Annotated in this window: 22 protein-coding genes and 1 tRNA gene; 12 read left to right on the forward strand and 11 right to left on the reverse strand. The window is 56.4% G+C overall.

Going from position 1 to position 23,098, the window contains the following annotated elements; translation table 11 throughout:
* The first annotated feature begins 165 nt into the window (after positions 1-165).
* The 9 genes from AC0L7R_RS01900 (at position 166) to AC0L7R_RS01940 (ending at position 10,866) form a co-directional block, all read left to right on the forward strand.
* The gene (locus AC0L7R_RS01900) at positions 166-2,124 is read left to right on the forward strand and encodes an AMP-binding protein (protein ID WP_473658568.1); all 1,959 of its coding nucleotides are present in this window, start codon (positions 166-168) and stop codon (positions 2,122-2,124) included.
* 67 nt (positions 2,125-2,191) lie between these two features.
* Positions 2,192-3,004, forward strand: a complete 813-nt coding sequence (locus AC0L7R_RS01905; protein WP_247127803.1) for an ABC transporter ATP-binding protein — start codon at positions 2,192-2,194, stop codon at positions 3,002-3,004.
* 68 nt (positions 3,005-3,072) lie between these two features.
* Positions 3,073-4,068: an ABC transporter permease subunit gene (locus AC0L7R_RS01910; protein WP_473658569.1), complete on the forward strand. Its 996-nt coding sequence runs from the start codon at positions 3,073-3,075 to the stop codon at positions 4,066-4,068.
* 50 nt (positions 4,069-4,118) lie between these two features.
* Positions 4,119-5,195, forward strand: coding sequence for an ABC transporter permease subunit (locus tag AC0L7R_RS01915; protein ID WP_473658570.1), 1,077 nt, complete (start codon positions 4,119-4,121; stop codon positions 5,193-5,195).
* Positions 5,196-5,277: 82 nt separating this feature from the next.
* Positions 5,278-6,561 (forward strand): ABC transporter substrate-binding protein, encoded by a 1,284-nt coding sequence (locus tag AC0L7R_RS01920; protein WP_473658571.1) that lies wholly within the window; start codon positions 5,278-5,280, stop codon positions 6,559-6,561.
* A 72-nt stretch (positions 6,562-6,633) separates the two neighbouring features.
* On the forward strand, positions 6,634-7,458 hold the full coding sequence (locus AC0L7R_RS01925; protein WP_348107093.1) for an ABC transporter ATP-binding protein: 825 nt from the start codon (positions 6,634-6,636) through the stop codon (positions 7,456-7,458).
* A 100-nt stretch (positions 7,459-7,558) separates the two neighbouring features.
* Complete coding sequence (locus AC0L7R_RS01930; protein ID WP_473658572.1) at positions 7,559-8,734, forward strand: phenylacetate--CoA ligase family protein; 1,176 nt, start codon at positions 7,559-7,561, stop codon at positions 8,732-8,734.
* Positions 8,735-8,752: 18 nt separating this feature from the next.
* Complete coding sequence (locus AC0L7R_RS01935) at positions 8,753-10,411, forward strand: peptidoglycan-binding protein (protein WP_473658573.1); 1,659 nt, start codon at positions 8,753-8,755, stop codon at positions 10,409-10,411.
* A complete protein-coding gene (locus AC0L7R_RS01940; protein ID WP_473658574.1) occupies positions 10,408-10,866 on the forward strand; it encodes a GNAT family N-acetyltransferase in 459 nt (152 codons plus the stop codon). Before AC0L7R_RS01935 ends, AC0L7R_RS01940 begins: the two co-directional genes overlap by 4 nt.
* A 3-nt stretch (positions 10,867-10,869) precedes the next feature.
* On the opposite strand, the gene AC0L7R_RS01945 is transcribed toward AC0L7R_RS01940, so the two are convergent.
* From AC0L7R_RS01945 to AC0L7R_RS01955, 3 genes are all read right to left on the reverse strand, one after another.
* Positions 10,870-12,099: a DVUA0089 family protein gene (locus AC0L7R_RS01945; protein WP_473658575.1), complete on the reverse strand. Its 1,230-nt coding sequence runs from the start codon at positions 12,097-12,099 to the stop codon at positions 10,870-10,872.
* Between the two features lie 233 nt (positions 12,100-12,332).
* Positions 12,333-12,458 (reverse strand): type B 50S ribosomal protein L36, encoded by a 126-nt coding sequence (gene ykgO / locus AC0L7R_RS01950; RefSeq protein ID WP_039685556.1) that lies wholly within the window; start codon positions 12,456-12,458, stop codon positions 12,333-12,335.
* Between the two features lie 77 nt (positions 12,459-12,535).
* A tRNA-Val gene (locus AC0L7R_RS01955) sits at positions 12,536-12,610 on the reverse strand.
* Positions 12,611-12,760: 150 nt separating this feature from the next.
* On the opposite strand from AC0L7R_RS01955, the gene AC0L7R_RS01960 reads away from it, so the two are divergent.
* Positions 12,761-13,633 (forward strand): N-formylglutamate amidohydrolase, encoded by an 873-nt coding sequence (locus tag AC0L7R_RS01960; RefSeq protein ID WP_473658576.1) that lies wholly within the window; start codon positions 12,761-12,763, stop codon positions 13,631-13,633.
* Here the strand turns inward: AC0L7R_RS01960 and AC0L7R_RS01965 are convergent, their stop codons facing one another.
* From AC0L7R_RS01965 to AC0L7R_RS01990, 6 genes are all read right to left on the reverse strand, one after another.
* Positions 13,634-13,867, reverse strand: coding sequence for a hypothetical protein (locus AC0L7R_RS01965; RefSeq protein ID WP_247127792.1), 234 nt, complete (start codon positions 13,865-13,867; stop codon positions 13,634-13,636).
* A 63-nt stretch (positions 13,868-13,930) separates the two neighbouring features.
* A complete protein-coding gene (locus AC0L7R_RS01970; protein ID WP_473658577.1) occupies positions 13,931-14,503 on the reverse strand; it encodes a ferric reductase-like transmembrane domain-containing protein in 573 nt (190 codons plus the stop codon).
* Positions 14,504-14,509: 6 nt separating this feature from the next.
* Entirely contained in the window at positions 14,510-14,977 is a 468-nt protein-coding gene (locus AC0L7R_RS01975; protein ID WP_473658578.1) for a twin-arginine translocation pathway signal, read from the reverse strand.
* Positions 14,978-15,191: 214 nt separating this feature from the next.
* A complete protein-coding gene (locus AC0L7R_RS01980) occupies positions 15,192-16,709 on the reverse strand; it encodes an ATP-binding cassette domain-containing protein (RefSeq protein ID WP_473658579.1) in 1,518 nt (505 codons plus the stop codon).
* Between the two features lie 228 nt (positions 16,710-16,937).
* Complete coding sequence (locus AC0L7R_RS01985; protein ID WP_473658580.1) at positions 16,938-17,363, reverse strand: GFA family protein; 426 nt, start codon at positions 17,361-17,363, stop codon at positions 16,938-16,940.
* A 21-nt stretch (positions 17,364-17,384) separates the two neighbouring features.
* Positions 17,385-18,638 carry a DNA polymerase IV gene (locus AC0L7R_RS01990; RefSeq protein WP_473658581.1) on the reverse strand — a complete coding sequence of 418 codons (1,254 nt, stop codon included), beginning with the start codon at positions 18,636-18,638 and terminating at the stop codon, positions 17,385-17,387.
* Here AC0L7R_RS01990 and AC0L7R_RS01995 point away from each other — a divergent pair.
* Together AC0L7R_RS01995 and AC0L7R_RS02000 are read left to right on the forward strand one after the other, a co-directional pair.
* Positions 18,637-19,110 carry an NUDIX domain-containing protein gene (locus AC0L7R_RS01995; RefSeq protein ID WP_473658582.1) on the forward strand — a complete coding sequence of 158 codons (474 nt, stop codon included), beginning with the start codon at positions 18,637-18,639 and terminating at the stop codon, positions 19,108-19,110. The genes AC0L7R_RS01990 and AC0L7R_RS01995 overlap by 2 nt on opposite strands.
* Before the next feature lie 92 nt (positions 19,111-19,202).
* A complete protein-coding gene (locus tag AC0L7R_RS02000) occupies positions 19,203-20,201 on the forward strand; it encodes a Gfo/Idh/MocA family oxidoreductase (RefSeq protein WP_473658583.1) in 999 nt (332 codons plus the stop codon).
* On the opposite strand, the gene AC0L7R_RS02005 is transcribed toward AC0L7R_RS02000, so the two are convergent.
* Positions 20,198-21,160, reverse strand: a complete 963-nt coding sequence (locus AC0L7R_RS02005; protein ID WP_473658584.1) for an aldose epimerase family protein — start codon at positions 21,158-21,160, stop codon at positions 20,198-20,200. The two genes, AC0L7R_RS02000 and AC0L7R_RS02005, sit on opposite strands and share 4 nt — an antisense overlap.
* Positions 21,161-21,163: 3 nt before the next feature.
* Complete coding sequence (locus tag AC0L7R_RS02010) at positions 21,164-23,065, reverse strand: beta-galactosidase (RefSeq protein ID WP_473658585.1); 1,902 nt, start codon at positions 23,063-23,065, stop codon at positions 21,164-21,166.
* Positions 23,066-23,098 lie beyond the last annotated feature (33 nt).

Raw genomic sequence — 23,098 nt, forward strand, 5'->3', positions numbered from 1 at the left:
AAAAAGGTGTCCGCGACGGCTTCGGGCAGAGCATCATCACCTGTTCAGATAAATTAAATGAACGCTTGTTCAAAAAACCATTTGACGGATCGCAGGTGGTCGGCACAGTATCAAACCTAAGCAATGGATCGCGGGGAGGCGATTCAATGTGGGGGAGGAAAATCAATGGCGACAGGGCAACCCCTTGCGGGTCCAACGTCCATACCAGCACTATTGGCGCGCAATGTTGAACAGCATGGTGCCAAGGCTGCGTATCGTGAAAAAGAATTTGGGATTTGGCAAAGCTGGACTTGGGCCGAAGCCGCAGTAGAGATCGATGCGCTCGCGCTTGGTCTGCTGTCGCTTGGGGCAAATGTTGGTGACCACGTTGCCATTGTTGGTCGCAATCGGCCCGCGCTGTATTGGGCGATGGTCGCGGCGCAAAAGGCGGGCTGCGTGCCTGTGCCGATGTATCAGGACGCGGCTGCCGAAGAGGTCGCCTATGCGATGGATCACTGCGGTGCGCGCTTCGCGATTGTGGGTGATCAGGAACAGGTTGATAAGCTGGAAGACGTCCGCGATCAGCTGACCGGACTGGACCACGTGATCTATTTGGACGGTCGCGGTCTGCGTAAATACGATCACTCTGCCATGACATCCTATGCCGATGTTCAGGCTGCTGGACGTGCGTCAAATCTGGAAACGGTGATGGCGGAACGGACCGTGGCGCTGAATTACAACAGCACCTGCGTGATGCTTTATACATCAGGTACGACCGGGCGCCCCAAAGGAGTTGTGCTGTCGAACCGCAATGTGATCGAGACATCGCGCAATTCGTCCGAGTTCGATCATCTGCAAGCTGGCGATGAAGTTTTGGCTTACCTTCCAATGGCTTGGGTCGGTGATTTTATCTTTTCCATCGGGCAGGCGATGTGGACTGGGTTCTGTGTGAACTGTCCGGAAAGCCCCGATACGATGCAGTTCGACCTGCGCGAAATCGGTCCGACCTACTATTTTGCTCCGCCGCGCGTGTTCGAAACGCAGCTAACCAACGTCATGATCCGGATGGAAGATGCGGGTCGTTTCAAGAAGTGGCTGTTTGACAAATACATGGCTGTCGGCCGTCGGGTTGGGCCGCGCCTTTTGGACGGCGAAGACGTCAGTTTTGGTGATCGCTTGCGGTATAAGTTGGCCGATTGGCTGGTGATTGGACCGCTGAAAAACACGCTTGGCCTTAGCCGCGTGCGTGTTGGATATACCGCTGGTGAAGCAATTGGACCTGAGATTTTCGATTTTTATCGGGCCTTGGGAATCAACCTGAAACAGCTTTACGGTCAGACGGAAGCGACCGTTTTTATAACACAACAGCCTGATGGCGAGGTGCGGTCTGATACTGTTGGCGTCCCTAGTCCGGGTGTTGAACTGAAGATCGCGGACAATGGTGAGGTATTCTATCGGTCGCCGGGTGTCTTTGTGGAATACTATAAAAACGCGGACAGCACTGCGTCTACGAAAGACGCCGAAGGTTGGGTCGCGACGGGTGACGCTGGCTTTATCGAAGAGAATTCTGGCCATCTGCGGATCATCGACCGCGCAAAAGACGTGGGCAAAATGGCAGATGGATCGCTGTTCGCGCCGAAATACGTGGAAAACAAGCTCAAGTTTTTTCCGAATATCCTTGAGGCTGTTGTCTTTGGGGCGGATCGGGATCGCTGCACCGCGTTCATCAATATTGATCTGACTGCGGTGGGCAATTGGGCGGAACGTAACAACATCGCCTATTCGTCGTACCAAGAATTATCGCAGCATCCGCAGGTGCTTGATACGATCGCGGAACATGTCGCCGAGGTGAATGCATCAGTTGCAGCTGATCCCATGTTGGCCGGTTGCCAAGTGCATCGGTTCCTTGTTCTGCACAAGGAATTGGACGCGGATGACGGGGAGATGACCCGCACGCGCAAAGTGCGTCGCCGGATCGTGGAAGAGAAATTCAGCGATCTGATTGCGGCACTTTATGGCGGAAAATCAGATATTTATACCGAAACGGAAGTCACTTACGAAGATGGCCGCAAAGGCAAGATTACAGCCACTTTGGATATACGTGACGCCATTGTAGCACCTGCCGTGAAGGTTGCGGCGGAATGATGGTGCGACGCTTTTGCTGCGCAATGCGCCCCGCCCACCATCCCATGCCACACGAAGGAGACGCGTTATGCTAGATGAAGGATACGTCACCGCGGACGGGCGTCAGATTGGCGGCGTCATGATGGATATGCGTGGCATTACTTTGCGATTTGGCGGTGTCGAGGCAATCAAGAATATTTCGTTTGATATTCGTGAAGGCGAAATTCGCGCGATTATTGGGCCGAATGGTGCTGGTAAGTCGTCGATGCTGAACGTGATTTCCGGTTTCTATAACCCGCAAGAGGGCGAGGTTTGGTTTCACGGCAGCAAACGCCCGCCGATGAAGCCGTTTCAAGTCGCCCGTCAGGGGATTGCTCGCACGTTCCAGAACATTGCTTTGTTCGAAGGGATGTCCGTGCTCGACAATGTCATGACGGGTCGTCTGACGAATATGAAGGCCGGTATGCTCGCCCAGGCGATCTGGAAGGGTAAAGCGGAACGGGAAGAGACGGCGAACCGTGAAGTCGTTGAGAAGATTATTGATTTCCTTGAAATCCAGGCGATCCGGAAGACCCCTGTGGGGCGTTTGCCTTACGGTTTGAAGAAGCGTGTTGAACTGGCGCGTGCGTTGGCCGCCGAGCCGAAGTTGCTGCTTTTGGATGAACCGATGGCGGGCATGAACGTCGAGGAAAAAGAGGACATGTCCCGCTTTATCCTTGATGTGAACGATGAATTCGGCACCACGATTGCCCTGATCGAACACGATATGGGCGTCGTTATGGACCTGTCCGACCGCGTGGTCGTGATGGATTATGGTCGCAAAATTGGTGACGGCACGCCGGATGAAGTCCGCAATAATCAAGAAGTGATTGATGCATATTTGGGGGTCGCGCATGACTGATTTTTCACTTGTGACTCGCGTGCACAATGCGTGCACAACCCGTGCACCGCAATTCCGGGAGTTAACCAATGTCAGCTGATTTTCTGTACGGAATTGAGGTGGTCATCAACGGCCTGATGGCGGGGGTTTTGTATGCCCTTGTTGCCTTGGGCTTTGTTTTGATCTTCAAGGCGTCCGGCATTTTCAATTATGCCCAAGGTGTGATGGCGCTGTTCGCGGCTTTGACCCTTGTTGGTGTCATGGAAGGGCAAGTGCCGTTTGCCCATATGATCAACGCGATCTTTGGCACTGAAATCCACCATTTCGGTTGGGAGGTGCCCGCCCTACTGGCGATTTTCGTGACCTTATTGGTGATGATATTGTTTGCGTGGCTCGTGCAGCAGTTCGTGTTTCGCCATCTTGTGGGCCAGGAACCGATCATTTTGTTTATGGCGACGATCGGGCTTGCCTATTTCCTTGAAGGTGTGGGCGATCTGATGTGGGGATCTGAGATCAAGACGATTGCCTTGGGCCTGCCGCAGGGTGGATCGCGTGTGGTCGAAGATTTCACTGCCGGACTTGGTGGTGACGATTTTTACGGCTTCTTTATCGACAAGCTGGATATGGTCGCCACGGTTGTCGCGATCATCTTGGTCGCCGCATTGATTGGCTTTGCCCAATACACCAAGCAAGGTCGCGCGATGCGTGCTGTGGCGGATGATCACCAAGCCGCGTTGAGCGTCGGCATTTCGCTGAACTTCATCTGGGTGCTCGTGTGGTCTTTGGCGGGGCTTGTCGCCTTGGTCGCAGGGGTCATGTGGGGCGCGAAATCGGGTGTACAGTTTTCGCTGTCTTTGATTGCGCTGAAGGCGTTACCGGTGCTGATGCTGGGTGGCTTTACGTCGATCCCCGGTGCGATTGTTGGCGGATTAATCATCGGCGTGGGTGAGAAATTGTTTGAATACACGATTGGCCCGATGGTGGGTGGTGCGACTGAAAACTGGTTCGCCTATGTACTGGCGCTGATCTTCTTGGTGTTCCGACCACAGGGCCTATTCGGGGAGAAAATCATTGAACGTGTTTGATGTGACTGACCCGCAAGATGAGTTGTTAGGGCGCAATATAGGAGGCTGTCATGCTGTATCGTGAGGCCGGTGATTTTTCGACGTCCTATCCTGAGGATAGCCAGACGTTCCCGATTAAATTTGACCGTTATCGTTATTGGGCTGTGCTGGCCATTGCGTTTCTGGTCATACCGTTTGTGATCAATGACTATTGGGCGTCATCGCTGCTCGTGCCGTTCCTGATCTATGCGATTGCCGCAATCGGCCTGAATATTCTGACCGGATATTGCGGTCAGGTATCGCTGGGCACGGGTGGTTTCATGGCTGTGGGGGCCTATGCCTGCTACAAGTTGATGACCGCCTTTCCTGATGTGAATATCGTGTTTCATATCGTGATTGCTGGCGGGATCACGGCGGCTGTTGGTGCGGCCTTTGGTCTGCCGAGCTTGCGTATCAAGGGGTTTTACCTTGCCGTGGCAACACTGGCCGCGCAATTTTTCCTCGTTTGGTTGTTTAATAAGGTGGCGTGGTTCTACAATTACTCCGCCTCTGGCCAGATCAACGCGCCAGAGCGGTTTGTGTTCGGACAGGCCGTGACGGGCCCGAATTCAACGGCAATGTCCCAATATATGATCTGTCTGGTGTTTGTGACCGTCTGTGCGATCATCGCCCGCAACCTGACCCGCGGCACATTGGGCCGGTCGTGGATGGCGATCCGTGATATGGACATCGCCGCAGAGATCATCGGGGTGAACCCGCTGAAGGCGAAACTGACCGCCTTTGCTGTGTCGTCGTTTTTCATCGGCATCTCGGGGGCGCTGTTCTTTGCGGTCTATCTGGGCGCGGTCGAAGTGGGCGAAGCATTTGGCATTCAGAAATCGTTCCTTGTCTTGTTCATGATCATCATCGGCGGGCTTGGCTCGATCTTTGGTAGTTTCGCCGGGGCCGCGTTCCTTGTGCTGTTGCCCGTCGCCCTTAAGGTGTTGGGCGTGGATGTTCTGGGTTGGCCCACTGATCTGGTGGCGCATCTGCAGCTTGTGATCGTAGGCGGTTTGATCATGTTCTTTTTGATCAAGGAACCGCACGGGTTGGCCCAACTTTGGCGGCTGGCCAAAGAAAAATTACGGCTCTGGCCGTTTCCATATTGACCCGAGGCGGGGACCAACCCGCCCGGACGCCGGACACACCGGCACCCACATAATCGGTATAACCAATGGGAGGAAATTTCCGATGACACTTAAGGCATTAGCAGCCATGGCCCTTGCGGGAACGATGGCAGCAGGACCGGCGCTGGCCGATCTTGTAATCCCCGACCTGAGCTATCGTACCGGCCCTTACGCGGCGGGCGGCACACCGTTTTCGGACGGCTATCAGGACTATTTCAACCTGCTGAACGCCCGCGATGGCGGGATCGGCGGCGAGCCTGTCCGCATCATTGAATGCGAAACAGGCTATAACACCGAAAAGGGTGTGGAGTGTTACGAGAGCACCAAAGGTGAAGGCGCGCTGATCTATCAACCGCTGTCCACCGGCATCACCTACCAGCTGATCCCGAAAGCAACGGCGGATGGTATCCCGATCCACACGATGGGTTATGGGCGTACGTCGGCTGCGAATGGTGAGGTGTTCAACTGGGTATTCAACTATCCTGCGAACTACTGGGATGCAGCGTCGGTTGCGGTGAACTATCTGCTTGATGAAAACGGTGGATCGCTGGATGGCAAGAGCATCGCGCTGGTTTACCACAACTCTGCTTACGGTAAGGAACCGATCCGCACGCTGGAAGAACTGTCAGCGATGCATGGGTTTGATTTGACGCAGATCGCCGTTGATCACCCCGGTCAGGAGCAGAAATCACAGTGGCTGCAAATCCGCCGCGAACGTCCTGACTATGTCCTGATGTGGGGCTGGGGCGTGATGAACCAGGTTGCCGTGCAGGAAGCTGCTAACATCGGGTTCCCGATGGAGAACTTTATCGGCAACTGGTGGGCTGGTGCGGAACATGATGTGGGTCCTGCAGGTGATGCGGCAAATGGCTACAAATCACTGAACATGAACCCGATCCGCAACTATCCTGTTCTGGATGAAATCCGCGCGATGGTTGTCGATGCGGGCAATGCTGCCGGTGACGGGTCCAACGTAGGTTCTGTGCTGTATGTACGCGGGATGTACGCCGCGATGCTGGCATCTGAGGCGATTGCCACAGCACAGGAAATCCACGGTGTGGCTGACGTAAGCGCCGCAATGGTCCGCGACGGTATGGAAGCGCTGGATATCACGGCTGCCCGCATGGCCGAATTGGGCATGGAAGGCATTGGGCCGGAATTTGCTGTGTCCTGTCAGGACCACGGTGGTTCGGGCCTTGGTATCGTGCAGCAGTGGAATGCGTCGACTGGCACATTCGATCCGCTGACCGATTTCATCGCACCTGATGATTCCGTGATCGCGCCACTGGTGGCTGAGGATTCAGCTGCATTTGCCGCTGAAAACAACATCGAGGCTGGCTGTCTCTAAAACATGTCGGGCGACCCGATTGGGTCGCCCGATTTCCACGAATTTTTGGCAAGACAATATGAAAGTTGCTCCATGCTAGATGACACCGCGCAGACCGAGACGTTGCTTGAGGTCAACAACATCGAAGTGATCTATAACCACGTGATCCTTGTGCTGAAGGGCGTGTCGCTGTCCGTGCCGAAAGGCGGGATCACCGCGCTTCTAGGCGGCAACGGCGCTGGCAAGACGACAACGCTGAAGGCGATTTCGAACCTGCTGCATTCCGAACGTGGCGAGGTGACAAAAGGGTCGATCAACTATCGCGGGGATCGGGTTCAAGACCTGTCGCCGTCTGATCTTGTGAAACGCGGCGTGATCCAAGTCATGGAAGGCCGCCATTGTTTTGAACACCTGACCATCGAAGAAAACCTGATGACCGGCGCTTATACGCGCGGCGACGGGTCCGGTGCCGTGAGCGCTGATCTTGAGATGGTTTATGATTATTTCCCGCGGCTGCGTGAGCGCCGCAAATCGCAGGCGGGCTATACGTCGGGCGGTGAACAACAGATGTGTGCGATTGGTCGCGCCCTGATGTCGCGCCCTGAAACGATCCTGCTGGATGAACCGTCCATGGGGCTTGCCCCGCAGTTGGTCGAAGAAATCTTTACCATCGTGAAGAACCTGAACGAAAAGGAAGGCGTGTCCTTCCTGCTGGCCGAACAGAACACTAACGTTGCCCTGCGTTTTGCCCACCACGGGTATATTCTGGAAAGCGGACGTGTCGTGATGGAAGGCCCCGCTGCTGAATTGCGCGAAAACCCCGATGTGAAGGAATTCTATCTGGGTATGTCCGATGATGGCCGCAAATCGTTCCGTGACGTGCGCAGCTACCGCCGTCGTAAGCGTTGGCTCGCCTAATTTTCAACCGATATCGTATAACAACACCATGATGCCCTAGTCTTTGACTGTGCTGACCGCCAGAGTGAACAAAAGACTGGGCGGCAGGACAGGAGAGAAGATGACTCATTTTGACGACCTTGAAACACGTAGTGCAGATGCCCGTGAAGCGGATCAAACCGCTGCGTTGAACGCACAGATTGCGCGTGTTGGTGGCATGGATCAGGTCACGTCATTGGCGGACTTGGCCAAACTGCCTGTGCTGCGCAAATCTGATCTGAGTGCCCGTCAAAAAGAACAGCCGCCGTTTGGTGGTATGATCGCCACGAACCTGAGCCACGTTTTTCAATCCCCCGGCCCGATCTATGAACCGGGCGGGTCGGCGCATGATTGGTGGCGTTTCGGGCGTTTCTTGACCGCCTGTGGGATCAATGCCGACGATATCATTCAGAACTGTTTCAGCTATCACCTGACCCCTGCTGGCACGATGTTTGAAAACGGCGCGCGTGCTGTCGGGGCTGTTGTGCTGCCTGCGGGGACTGGCCAGACTGAACTGCAAGCGCAGGCGGCCCACGATATTGGCTGTACCGCCTACGCTGGTACGCCGGATTATCTGAAGATTATCCTCGAAAAAGCAGACGAGATGGGTCTGCCGCTGAAAATCACGAAGGCTGCCGTGTCTGGCGGGGCATTGTTTCCGTCGTTGCGCGATTTCTACGCGGATCGCGGTATCACCTGTTTGCAATGCTACGCGACCGCTGATCTGGGCCACATCGCCTATGAAACCACCGTTGGCGAAGGCATGATCGTCGACGAAGGCGTGATCGTCGAAATCGTCACCCCCGGTACGGGCGATCCGGTAGCGGAAGGCGAGGTCGGCGAAGTCGTCGTTACGTCCCTGAACCCTGACTATCCGCTGATCCGTTTTGCAACGGGCGATTTGTCTGCCGTGATGGCGGGGCAAAGCCCCTGTGGTCGCACAAATATGCGGATCAAAGGCTGGATGGGTCGCGCCGATCAGACAACTAAGATCAAAGGCATGTTTGTGCGGCCCGAACAGGTCGCGGCCTTGGTTGCAAAACATGACGGCATGACCCGTGCGCGGGTGATTGCGGATCGTGCGGGCGAGACGGATGTCATGTCCGTGCAATGCGAAGGTGATAACCTTGACGCCACAGCCATCGCCGACAGCCTACCTGCTATTTTGAAACTAAACGGTGACGTCGCGGTTGTTGCTGACAACACGATCCCGCGCGACGGGGTCGTTATCGAAGATCGTAGAACCTACGACACATAACAAAACGGAGGTGCCCTGATGCGCCGGATTATCCTGACTACTGCCATTGCCCTTTGGGGTAGCACGACGCTCGCTGACGATCAGGCGCTTTTGCTGGGGGTGGATCGATACGCGACCCTTGATCGGGTCAGTGGTGCTGCGGATGTCGCCGATGCGGCGGACGCGTTGCAGGCTGTAGGGTTCAATGTGCAGACGCAGGTCAACGGCGTCGGTCGCGATATGACCCGACGGTTGACGGGATTTGTGTCGGGGATTGATGGCGCTGACAGGCTGGTCGTCGGGATGTCGGGTGCCTTTGTCACCGATGGTGATCGCAGCTGGTTGCTGCCCGTTGATGCCAGCGATCCGGTTTTGTTTAACCTCGCGGGTGCTGTTTCTGTGGAAAGCATCCTGCAGGTTTTAGCCGCCACACCGGGGCAGGCGGTGCTGGTGTTGGGCGCGGATCGGTCTGCGAATGATCGCTACGGTCCCTATATGCGCGACGGAATCGGGACGCTGACGGTGCCAAATGGGGTGACGGTGGTGACGGGAACCACGGGGGCCGCGTCCGATCTGTTGCAAGAAATGGCCGAGCCGGGTGCGGATGTTATGGCGCTTGTGCGTGCGAACAATCGGTTGTCTGCACAGGGTTATACGCCTGCGTCGTTGGTGCTGGTCGCGGATGATGTGACCCCAGTTGCGGTGCCTGATGCGCCAGAGCCGACTGATGATGAACGCGCGGCGGAAATCGCGTTGTGGGAAGGGGCGCAAGCGCTGGATACCGCAGATGCGTACCGCAATTACCTGACGCGTTATCCTGACGGGACCTATGTCGAACAGGCTAATGCCCTGATCTTAGAGATTAACACAGAACCCAATCGCGCCGCGCGGCTGGCAGAAGAAGCGCTATCGCTGTCGCGCGATGCGCGTCGCGATATCCAACGTGACCTGACAATCTTGAACTTCGATCCGCGTGGGATCGATGGTATATTTGGCCCTGGATCGCGGTCTGCCGTCACGAATTGGCAGCAGCAAAACGGTTTCTCGCAGACGAGTTATCTGACGACCGAACAGATTAACCAGCTTGATGCGCAAGCAGCACGTCGCGCGGCTGAGCTTGAGGCTGAAGCAGAACGCGCCCGCGCCGAAAAGGAACGGCTTGATCGTGCGTTTTGGGCTGAAACGGGCGCGCAAGGTGATGAACCGGGGCTGCGGGCCTATCTGGAACGGTTCCCTGACGGGTCATTTGCTGCACAGGCGACTGAACAGCTTGGCGAGATTGAAGCAGCTAAACGCCAAGCCGCTGCTGCCGAAGACAAGGCCGCTTGGGACACCGCGACCGAAACCAATACGCAAGCGGCTTACCAGACCTACCTGCAATTGTTCCCTGCCGGATCGTTTGTTGCAGAAGCCGAAGCGCGAATTGCTGCGTTGAATGCGCCAGAGCCATCGGATGATGCCGCAATTGCAGCAGAAAACGCATTGGGCTTGGACGGCATCACCCTGCGTTTGATCGAGGCGCGTCTGGCGCAGCTTGGTCTGGAGCCGGGATCCGTTGATGGTGGTTTGGACGAAGACACGCGTCGTGCGATCCGCAATTTCCAAGAAGATCGTGATTTAGATATCACCGGATTTATCAACGAACAGACGATCGTTCGTCTTTTGGCTGACGGTTTCCAAGCGCTTGGGCAGAATTGATAAAGGTCGACAATATTGCTGATGTTGCAGGCTGCGACGACGTATTGGTCGATCTGCTGATGACCACATGGCCCGCGTATTACGGCGCGGGCGGTTTGGGGGATGCGGACAAGACTATCGCGCAGAGGCGTCAACATCGGTCCGGCGGCGTGGCGTCGTTGAACGGTCAAATTGTCGGAACTGTCGCGCTATCTGAAACATCGTTTGGTGCGCAGTCTGGCGACGAAGGTATTTGGCTGATCGGCCTGTGTGTCACGCCCGCTGCACGGCAAATGGGCGCTGGCACAGCGTTGGTGCGTTGGGCGATGGCGCAAGCTGATGCGTCACTTTTCACGACAACGCAAAACGCCGCAGGATTACTGCGGCGTTTAGGGTGGACCGATCTGCGCGAGGTCACTGATGACAGCGCTCGATGGTCGGTTTTGGAAGCCCCACCCAAGACGGGTGAGGCTTAGAAATTAACGCGCTGCGGTGTAGCGTTCGAAGACCATCCGCACGTCGCCTGTCATGCCTTCTTCCAATTGGCGGACGCCAACCAGATATGTGCCGGCATTGACCCGCGCGGCGATCAGGCTGTCGTAGCCTTCGCCGTAATCGTCGTTCTGGCCAACTTTGCGACCAAGGTCATCGTAAGCCACCAACCACGGATCGCCTTCGCTGCCAACGGACACGGCTTCGATCAGCATCAGGCCAGCCTCTGGCATATCCACGGTAAACCACGTCATTTCGCCAGTTGTGGACACGTCTTGGCGCAACCGATTGTCCAAGCTGCCGAGTGCTGTAAACGGGATGGATCCGTCAAGCGGAGGTGCAACATCGCCGCTTGCATAAAGCGCAAGCTGGGCTGCGACTGGATCGTATTCGATAACGCCGACGGTGATTGGCAAATCGTTGCTGTCCAAGGCACCAATTTCGATGCAGTAATCACCTGCAGCAAGAGCGTCGGTGTATTCGAGCCGCGAATTCAAGCCATCGAAATCATCGTTGTCGTTGATGTAGTTCCCTTCGGCATCCAACAGGGTCATCGTCGGATCGGCTTCTTCATTTTCAGCCGTCATGGTGAGGGCTGTGTCTTCCGACAGGCTAAAGCTCCAGTAGGCATTTTCGGCCACCGATGCGGTGCCGAACAACCCGTCCGCCAGTGACCCTTCCAAAGGACGCGCGTCAGCGCAGCTGCCTGTCGCGACGTTGGTGTCCGTGTCGGTATCCGCATCAGGAACCACGACGGCTGCCCCTGCGGTCAGCGCTTCTTGTTCCGACCGACCAACGCGGACAAAGGCCGTCAATGGCGCGCCATCGTAGCTTTTCACCGCGACGCAATATGTGCCCGCATCAAGCTGTGTTTCCGCGCGCGCCGCGCCATTGCCGCCGCTATCGTCGTCGGACAAGATGATGCTGCCCGTGCTGTCGAGCAATTCAAGCAACGGATCGCCCGCGCCACGACCCTGTGCTTCCAACCGGACATCAGTTGTGCCGGACAGGGTGAAGAGTGAAACGTAGGCATTGCCGCCCAGCACCAACGCCATTTGTTCCTGATGGGAAGACGCTGTTGTCATGTCCGATGATGCTTCGCTTCCGCCGATCCATTGCCCGTCGCCGAGACCACACACATCTTGGGCGAATGCAGGGGAAGCGACTGCAAGTGTCGCTGCTGCCAACGCAATCGAAGGTAAATGGGATTTCTTCATCGAACGGATCCTTACATTATTTTGGTCGTGATGCGTGATCCTAGGCTTAGGGCAGGTCATCTGGCCAGTGCCTAGCGCACAAAGGTAAGGAAATCCGGATATTTGAGAGCCGATATTGTCAGAAATGCACGCAAGCGTTGAATGAAAGTATCATTCTTGAAGTCGCAAACAAAAAGGGCCGCTTCAAATGAAGCGACCCTTTTCGAATGCTATTACAGCGGTTTAACGCAGGATTAACCCTGACGTGCTTTAAACCGACGCTGCGTCTTGTTGATCACGTAAACGCGGCCCTTACGGCGCACAATGCGGCAATCGCGATGACGATTTTTCAGCGAGCGGAGGGAGTTACGTACCTTCATGGCAGAATCCTCTTTCTTTTCGCGGCGCGCGGATTGCGCCTTGGGTTACAGTTATGGCCCGTGAAGGCCGAAATTCATGGTGGACGATACTGGGATCGAACCAGTGACCCCTTCGATGTCAACGAAGTGCTCTACCGCTGAGCTAATCATCCATAACCTCAGTGGTTTACTAGCATCTCGTCGCAAAACGAGACGCGGGAAAACCGCGTCGGGTTCCGGTGCTATAAAAGGAGTCGCGAGGGGGATCAAGGGCTTTTGAAAAAACCATTTCGTGGACTAAGTTATAAATCAAAGGAAACTGAATGACAGCACCCCACGCCCCTACGGCATACCATCTTTTTCAGCCGAAAAGCCGGACAACGTCCGTTGTTTTTGCGTCCCCGCATTCCGGTCGGGCCTACCCCGAAGCGTTCCTGAAGCGCACGATTTTGAACGAACGAGAGGTCCGTTCATCTGAAGATGCCTTTGTAGATCAATTGTTTAGCGCTGTTCCGGAACATGGTGCACCGTTTCTGACGGCCTGCGGGCCCCGTGCGTTTCTGGATTTGAACCGCGGGACCGAAGAACTGGATCCCGCGTTGATCGAAGGTGTGCGCCGTATGTCACACAATCCGCGCGTTGCGTCGGGTTTGGGAGTGATTCCGCGCGTCGTGGCCAACGGTCGCGCGATTTATCGGGGAAAATTGTCGCTGTCAGAGGTGCATCGCCGCCTGACAGAGTATTGGCGACCGTATCACGACCAGCTGCAAACCCTGCTGGATCAAAGTTTGAATACCTTTAACGAAGCGATTCTGATCGATTGCCATTCCATGCCGCACGAAGCGCTTGAAAACGTGGGCCCGCCCGGTGCTGCGCGCCCGCACATCGTGCTTGGTGATCGCTTTGGTGCCGCCGCTGCCGGGTCTATCGTCGAAAAAGTGGAAGCTGCGTTTTCACAGGCCGGATTTCGTGTCGCCCGGAATATGCCGTTTGCGGGGGCCTATATTACGCAGCATTACGGGCGGCCGTCGCGCAGGCAACACGCGCTTCAAGTCGAGATTGACCGCGCGCTGTACATGGATGAAAAAACGATGACGCCGCACGCAGGCTACGACGATTTTGTGTCCGCTCTGAATGGAGCCATCGCAGATATTGCGGCAATCGGCGCCAGTGAACGCAGACTGGCCGCCGAATAGTCAGCCCCAGCGGATCAATCCGATGATGGCCGACGCGGCATAGAAGAACTGCAGCGCGAAGAAGGCCCAGCGTTTGTCGAGAAAGCCCCAGCCTGCGAACAATAGGGCAGATATCAGCAACAGCGAAAACCCGAGGATTTCGTTGCCGGTATTGGACGCGATCAGTAGCGCATAGGCCATGGCAAGAACGGAGCCCGCGATTTCGCAGATTGATATGATGGTGTTTTTTTGCATGAAATGTGCCCTTCGCAGTCCCTGATCTTCGGTAGCAGATGCGTGTGAAACTGTCGAAGCGGATTAACGCGCCTGTTTGAAAACTGCGTGGTACGTGGTGAACAGCAGGACTAAGCTGAGGCCGATTTTGGTAAATGTTTCCATTGTGCCGTCGATCAAATAGGCATGCAGCACTGTGGTCAGCACGATGATCATCGCCAGTGTTTTGTGAATGCGCTGCCACATGCGCGGGCGAAGACGTCGCCTGAAAGCTGCAAAGGCAGCGGTCGCGAATATCCCCCACATCGCGATGACACCCCAGAGTGAAAACGGGGTGGGCGAGGCAACGAGCAGCGCATCGATGACGTCAGGCGGGCTGGTGATCCAAAGCCCCCCGACATGCGCGATAATTGCCACGACCAATACCACCCCCATGATCCGGTGCAATTTGCGTTGCGTCATCGGGTGAATGGTTGGCAACGCGCGGGATGCGAGCAGCGTTTGCAGCAAAAGCCCCACCATCGCGGTTATGCCCGCAAACCCCGCGATAATGTAAATCGGGTCACGCCATGCCAGCAGTGGACTGAACCCAGCCGCCGCAATTGGGGCCGTGACCGCGCAGAAAAGCCCGATCCAAAAGACAAGGGTACGGGTCATAAGTGTCTAGGCAGGTGTCAGAACGAAATCGACGTTGAGACTGGTATCCGTCGGCTTTGCCATGACGGGGCGTAGGAACACTGTCTCGAATTCACCGCTGTCGTAGGCCAGATGCCCATGCGCCTGCCCGAAGGCGGGCACGATCTGCGGCATTTCCAAGCGGAACACGCCATCTGCATCGCTAAGGGTCGCACCATGGCTTTGCGGATCGCGTTCATGACCTTCGGTTGTATGGGCCCAGACCTGAATGCGTTGGTTGGCTAAAGGCGCACCATCCCCCGCACGGCGCACAGTACCGGTCATCCAGAAACCACCGCCGCCTATTTTATCAACAAGGGGCGCATCGGGCAGGTAGTTGTTCGCACCGCCGCGCATTGTGCGTGTGGCGGACAAGTTTTGCGCAAGGGCGGGCATGGCGAGGCCACTGGCCGCACCGGCAATCAATGTGCGTCGGGTGATCAAAAGCGGGGGCATTGCGATCTCCTTTTGGGACGTGTCGGTGTATAGATATGACGAGTTTACAGAAATTCGAATGTGAAGTGGCGCGATTGGCTGGAATTCGCCTTCACCCTTGCGTGATCTGACCGATTATTGGTTAGTTGTGCGCAGCATATGCCCGCATGCCGCGCGGTTTGGGCGCGACAGGCGATTGGACACAGCGGAAACGCCGCTTTTAGGTCATCGCGCCTTAGTGGTCGGCGAGCGCGCTTTCAAAGAACGGTTCGGGGCTGTCGACCTCGACCAGTTTGTTCCGTTCGACTTGCCAGAACCGATTACCGACCGCCCGAATGAAGCTACGGTCGTGGCTGACAAGGAGGCAGGATGCGCCGTGCGCGACCAGTTCATCCTCCAACGCTTCTTGTCCTTCGATATCCAGGTGGTTCGTCGGTTCATCCAACAGGTAGAAATTCGGATGCGTCAGGCGCAGCACCAACATTGCCAATCGCGCTTTTTGTCCGCCTGACAGCTTTGCCGCTGGGGCGTCTTGCATCGCGATTGTCATGCCAGCACCGGCTAATTGCCCGCGTGCCCGTTGATCGCCCACATCAAAGCGATGGGTGATATTCTGCAAAGGGCTGAGCGTCAGATCGAGCTGCGATAACGCTTGGTCGGAATAGCCGGTCACGACGCTGGGCGCGTGTTTGATTCCGTTTTCGGTACCACCTAACGCTGCCTGCACCATCCGCACCAATTGCGTTTTGCCGACACCGTTATGCCCCAGCACAACAACGCGATCACCGCGCGAGATCCATTTTTGACCTGTCATATACAGATCGCGGTTATCGGGCGTCTTAACTTGGATATTATCGAGCGTGATCAACGCCTTCGCATGTGTGCCGCTATTGCCCAATTTGATATCGCCGGCAGAGCGTTCTTTGTAGGCAGGTTTAGCCGCCGCTTCCATGTTTTCGGCGCGTTCGTTCAATTGCTTGGTCTTTTTCACCAGCAGATCAGAGCCGGAGTTGATGCCAACGTTCTTGAGCTTGGCCGCCTGTTTACGTAGCTGCTGGGCCTGTTTCATTTCGTTGGTAAAGCGGCGTTCATCTGCGGCGTCGGCTTCATCCAACGCATCGCGGGCCTTTGTGTAGGGGAGCGCGAAATCGCGTGATACCTCGCGGCGCAAAAATAGCGTGCGGTTTGTCGTTTCATCCAGAAACGCACGGTCATGGCTGGTGATGATCACGGGCACATCGCGGGGAAGGCCGGACAGCCAGTCTTGCAGCAGCCCGATGCGGGACAGATCAAGGTGGTTCGTCGGTTCGTCCAACAACAACACGTCGGGTTCAGTCACCCACGCGGCTGCCAGCATTGCGGTCCGTTGCCATCCGCCGGACAATTCACGCAAAGCTGAATGGTGCAGATCGAACGGGATTTTCAGATCATCGAGCACAACGTCGACGCGCCAGCCTTCGAAATCCTGTTGTTCGGGGGCGAGCGCGAATAGCACAAAATCGTAAAGTGACTGATCCAAACGGTCGTCGGGTACATATTGCGCAACGGCTGCGATTCGGCATCCGCGTGCCGTTGTGATGTCGCCGGTGGTTTGTTCCAGCTCGCCTGTCAGGCACGCCAGAAGGGTCGATTTTCCCGTGCCGTTGGCCGCGACAAGCCCCAATCGGTCGCCTTTGGAAAGCGTCAGGTTAAGGTCGGTAAACAGCGGTTCACCAAGGGTGACGCCGAGGTTGCGTAGATTGATAATGCTCATGAAATTCTCTGGTCTGTTGCGCATAGGCGCGTGGCCCCGAAAGGGCGGATAGGGCAGACCGTGGGATATTTCACCCGATGATCAGCCCTGCAAAATGTCTTGCAGGGCAGCGCGGGGACCATGCTGAAGCATGCGGGTGATACGTGGCATCAGCGTTGTCCTCCTGTCAGGTTCGTGTTTCGCATTGGTGGCAGGGTAAGCTGTCGTGCGCGTGCTGGCAAGCCTGTCTCAGTCGTCGACGTGGTGCCGCACAAACCGCAACGTGCCGCAAACCGGTGCTGCTGTGCCTTTGTCGGAGGGATGATTAACGCCATCGTTCACGATCACTTCGTCGAAATCAAAGGGGCTTACGCCGTCGAGACAGGCCACGTTGACGCCAAATTCGTTTGGATTCGACCGCCGTTGGTGGTGCGTGTAAATCCCGCATGTGGAGCAGAAGTAGTGTTTCGCCGTTCCTGTGTTGAATTGGTACAATGTCAGGTTTTCGGCACCTTTGGTAAACGTGATCCCGTCGAGGTTGGCGCTGACTGCCACCGCCCCACGCATGCGGCAAAAACTACATGAACAGCGGCGTGCAGTGTTCAGACCGTCCGTCAGTGTGACGTCAAACTGAACCGCGCCGCAATGACACGCTGCATGGTGTTTGTCTGGCATTGGGTGTTTCCCCTTCAATCGTTAGCGCAAGGCACGCCCTTTGATAATGGCGGTATCGCCAAACTTTTCGCGGATTTTGTCGGCTGCCCGTTCTGCATCCGCGCGTTTGCCCGCATCCGGATCAAGCAGATCACCTTCGCGATCCGCATCCCCGTCCGATCCGATTTCCGACATGCCGACGCCCAGCAGCCGAAACGGCCCCCGATGGCTGACCTGATCGAACAGACCACGTGCTGTGCGGTAAATGGTATCGGCCATTTGGGTCGGATGGTGCAGGCTTTGCCGTTTCGACACCAGCTTAAAGTCTGAGGTTTTCAGTTTCAGCGTCACCACGCGCCCTGCTTTGTTCTTAGCTTTGGCGCGCGCGGATACCTTTTCGGCCATGCGCCACAGGTGCCCGTCCAGCAAGTCGATGTCTGCCGTGTCTTCGTTGAACGTTGTCTCGTTCGACAGCCCTTTGACGGGAGTGTGCGATGAAATCCGGCGACCATCTTCGCCACGGGCCAGCGCGTAAAGCCGTTCGCCCATTCCGCCAAACCGGTCATGCAGGTCGCGGCGGTCCCAGCGCAGTAAATCATCAAAGGTTTTGATCCCCGCTTTTTCAAGCGACTGCTGTGCAACGGGGCCAATGCCCCAGATCAAGCGGACGGGTTTGGGGCGCAAAAAGGCGGTGGTTTCCGCCTTGCCGATAATCGAAAAGCCCCGTGGTTTTTCTAGATCAGACGCGACTTTTGCGAGGAATTTATTGTGGGACAGACCGATTGATCCGGTAAGGCCGATCTCGTCCTTCATCCGCTTGACCAGTCGCGCCAGCATGACCGCAGGTGGCGCACCGTGTAGTCGTGCGGTGCCGGTCATGTCCATGAACGCCTCGTCCAATGACAAAGGTTCAACCACGGGCGTGAGTTCATCCATCAAAGCACGGATCGCGCGTGATGCTTCGGTGTAGGCGTCGAACCGCGGTTTCACGACGACGGCTTCGGGGCACAGCTTGAGCGCTTGGAACATCGGCATCGCGGATTTCACGCCTTTGATCCGCGCCACATAACAGGCTGTTGAAACCACGCCCCGCCGCCCGCCGCCAATGATGACAGGTTTGTCTTCAAGTTCCGGATTATCGCGTTTTTCGACGCTGGCATAGAACGCGTCGCAATCCATGTGGGCGATGCTGAGATCCCACAATTCGTCGTGTCGGGTGACACGTGGCGACCGGCACGACGGACAACGTGCGCCGTCTTCAAATTGGGTCAAACATTCGCGGCAAAGGGCGGGCATGGACCTAAGATACGTCTTGCAGGGCAGGGTCACAATGGGCGACGCTGCGGGCATGACAGATGATTTTAACGGCGCAAAGGTGGCCTTGTTCATAGGGGCCGAACTGCTCGCGATCTTGCGGGATGATGATCCGGACATTGCTTTCCCGAACCTGTGGGACTTTCCGGGTGGCGGACGCGAAGGGGATGAGACCCCGTTTGAAACCCTTGCCCGAGAGGTCAAAGAGGAAGTCGGTTTGACCTTGCCGCGCGACGCGATCATCTGGGAGAAATGCCTGCCGTGGTCACAAGATGCGACGCAAAAGATATGGTTCTTTGTTGCGCAAATGCCTGCGGGGACTGAGGACAAAATCGTGTTTGGTGATGAAGGTCAAAGATGGGGGCTGATGACGCCTGACGCTTTTATGACCCACGAAAGAACGGTGCCAAATCTGGGGCAACGGCTTCGGCTTTGGATGGATGACGCGACCTAAGATATGGTGCTTACGTTGAATTACGGTGCAGCGCGATCTGGCGCGACCTATGCATTGCGCTGGAAAACACCCCGGATCAAAAGGATCACTTCATGCTGAACATCGGTCTTCTTGGCGCATCTTGGATTGCGCCCCAAGCTATCATTGATCCGGCAAGCATTGTGCAGGGCACCCGTATTGCCGCCGTTGCTGCACGTGATCTGGGTAAGGCGCAAAGCTACGCGAACACCTACGGTATTCCAACGGCTTACGGCAGTTACGATGATCTTTTGGCAGACCCTGCATTAGACGCGATCTACATCAGTTTACCGCCTGCCTATCATGCGGTGTGGACTATTCGCGCGCTGCAGGCGGGCAAACATGTCATTTGTGAAAAGCCCACAGCGATGACGCTGACAGAAGCGCGAGCAATGGTGGACGTGGCAAAATCCACAGGAAAACGTCTGATTGAAGCGTTCCATTCGCGCTATCACCCAGCGTTTTTGACCTGCATGGACTGGGTCGCGTCGGGCGACATTGGCGACGTGCAAAGCATGACCGCGCATTTCGGCGTTGGATTTCCGGATGATGGCGTAAAGAACCAATATCGTCCCGAATTGGGCGGTGGCACGATCATGGATATGGGGTGCTACCCGCTGCATTGGGTCCGGCAGTTGGCGGGCGGGGCCATTACCGATGCAAAGGTAGAGACGACGTTGGCCGAGTCGGGGGTTGATCTGACAATGGCGTCTGAGCTGACGTTTGATAACGGCGTGACGGCCAAGATTTCGTCGTCCATGCATCCTGACACTGAATTTGATGCGTACCTTGAAGTGACTGGCACCAAAGGAACGATCACATTCCAGAACCCGCTGGTGCCGCATCAGGGCGGGGCGCTGTCCAAGACCGTTGATGGTGTGACGACGGATGCGCCCGTGTCCACTGTCACGACTTATTGCTACCAGCTAAAGGCTATCGCGGAGGCGTTGCAGACGGGCGATGTGCTGCCAACCGAAGCTGCCGGACTTTTGGATCAGCAGGCCGAAATCGACCGGCTTTATGACGCTGCTAGCCTGTCACATCTGCGGATCACGACGCAGGACTATACTTAGGCCGTGAACGTCCACGTTGTGACTTGCGTATAGGTTTGGTCAGGCGTCAGGATGATCGACGGGAAATCGCGATTGTTCGGGGCGTCGGGCCAGAACTGTGCCTCTAGCGCGAGCCCTTCGTGCGTGGACCGACCAGGGCGCAGGCCGTCCTTGTTGTCGTAAATCTGAATGCCGGGTTCGGTCGTCGCAATCGTAAGCGATACGCCGGATGCGCCGGTTAAGGTCAGCGCATCGTGCAGCGGGCGGCGGTGATCTGCGAGGCAGAAGTTGTTGTCGAACGTATCCGTTTGCCGCGAGATTTTGCGCGGCTCTCGGAAATCCATCGGTGTGCCGTCTACCGCGACGATTTCGCCTGTTGGGTAACACTGTGGCGTGCCCGGCAGGTAGCTGTCTGCGTGAACCGTCAGCGTGTGATCGTCCCAACTATCGCTGCCATCAAGGTTCCAATAGCTGTGGTTGGCAAAGCTCATCGCGGTCGTGGTGTCGGTTGTTCCCGTGATTTCCATAGACAGGGTGCCGGGGGCTGCCACGCGGTAGGTGACGGTGAAATCGCGGTTGCCCGGAAGGCCGCATTCACCGTCGCGCATTGTGCAGGTCAGCGTCGCGTGGTTGTCGGATGCATCGACCAAAGTCCACGCACGACGATGGGTGGCCTGTGCGCCGGAATGCAGGTGGATCGCGCCGTCCTGATTGCGTTCGAGTTCATACATCATGCCGTCGATTTTCACGCGGGCATTGCTGATCCGGTTCGCAATCGGGCCAATCAGCGACCCGTGATGACGCAATCCACCTTCGTAATCGCGCAAATCGTCCGAACCTAAGGTCAGGCTGTAATCCACGCCAGCCAGACGCACATCTTGGATAATCGCACCCCATGTCAGGATGCTGACGCTGAGATCACCCGCACTGATCGTCACTTTTTCGACGTCAACGCCTGTGCTGCTGGTTCCAAAATGCATGGCTTAGATTTCCTCCCAGTGGACCCCCGCTGCCGGAATGATCACATCGCCCCATTTGCGGGCCTTCGGTGCATAGTTGAACACAAACCGATGGGTAGCGGTATCCCTGATCCGCAGACCTTTGGGTAAATCGAACGTCGCAATATCAAGCGTGTCGCACAGGTTGCCGATGATCTGGTCAAAGGTGTCATCACTGGGCCAACCGGCCAAGTAACGCACATTGTCGCTGCCCATGATCGCAGGCTGGCCCGCTTTGGTGGACAGATAAACGTCTGCGTCACCTTCGAGATGATCGAACCAATGCAGAAATTTTCCACCGTTTTGCAGCTTGATCGCATCGGATGGCGGCAGGCTTTCGGCCATTACGACACTGACGTCGGTGTTTGGCAGGTTAGGGCCAAGCGGGGTCGGAATCGCCAGTTCATCCGTTTTGGTGTCGGTGCGTGGACCGAGCAGGGCGATGCCGTCGAATGTGTCCAAGGCGGCACGGAACGGATCGGACAGCGTCATCAGGCCGGGTGCCAGCACCAGTTTGTAAGCGGATAGATCGGCGGTTTCGGGGTGGATGATATCCACGCTTAGACCCGCACGACGCAACCCGCGATAGGCGGCAAAGGCGAGCCGGAACATATCAAAATCAGCGCCTTGCGGCTGCACGTCCCATGCCCATGCGCTTTCGTAGTCGAAAACAAGTGCGACGGGCGAGGCGGCTGTGCCGACCTCTGGCAGTTGTGCAATTTCTTCGGCAACTTGCGCGGCTTCGGCCAATGCAGGCGCTGGTTCTGCGTCGGGACGCAGCAATGCCGCATGCATTTGCTCTTGCGCAAAGGGGGCCTGCCGCCAGCGGAAATAACACACGGTTTCAGCGCCATGCGCGAATGCTTCCCATGCCCACAGACGCGCCATGCCGGGAAGCGGGGCAGGGTTATAAGGTGCCCAGTTTACGGGACCGGGTTGCTGTTCCATGACCCACATGCGGCCGCGGCCAACGGCGCGGTACAGGTCGTGGTGGAAGGCTTGGTTATCGGGGTGGCCTTGGCGCAGATAGGTCTGCTTTTCCTTTGGCGTCCCTTCGATCCGGTCAGACAGGAACCCGATCGGGTAGCTGTCCCAGGACGCGATATCGAGGTCAGCGCCGACTTTCCAATGATCAAACGTCGTGATGCGACCCATGTAGTTGTGGATCAGTGGGGCGTCGGTATGTGGGCGGATCACGTCGACTTGGGCTTTGTTAAACGCGACGACCTGATCAGAGGAATAGCGGCGGAAGGCGAGCTGATGTGGATGGTTTGGTTCCGTCACGGTCAGGTTTGGCAATTCGATCTGATCGAACGTGTCGTATTGCATCGACCAAAATACGTTGCCCCACGCACGGTTCAGCGCATCGGTCGATTGGTAGCGCTGGGCGAGCCAATCTTGGAAACCCTTTTTGGCAGCTTCGGAATAAGACAGTGTCGTGTCGTGGCAGTCGTATTCGTTGTCGATTTGCCATGCGGCGATGTATGGGTTTTTGCCATAGCGTTCGGCCATCAGGCGGGCGATGCGCACCGCTTCGGCCCGAAATCCGAGATGGCTGAAATCATAATGACGACGCGATCCGAATTTGCGTGTTTGATTATTTTCATCCACAGCAAGCATATCTGGATGCTTATCAATCATCCAGCGCGGCGGTGTGGCCGATGGCGTGCCTAGAACAACCTTCAATCCAGCCTTGCCCAACACGTCAATCGCGCGATCAAGCCAGCCCCAGTCGTAGGTGCCGGGCGTGGGTTCCATCAAGGACCAAGCGAATTCGCCGATCCGAACCCATGTCAGGCCATTCGCGACCATTTGGGCGGCGTCGGTTTCCCAACGCTCCTCTGGCCAATGTTCAGGATAATAACAAACGCCGAGCGTGCGGTTCATGGCGGTGCCTTCAAAGTTGTTTTGGACTGATGG

The sequence above is a fragment of the Yoonia sp. D2-7 genome (assembly GCF_055809435.1).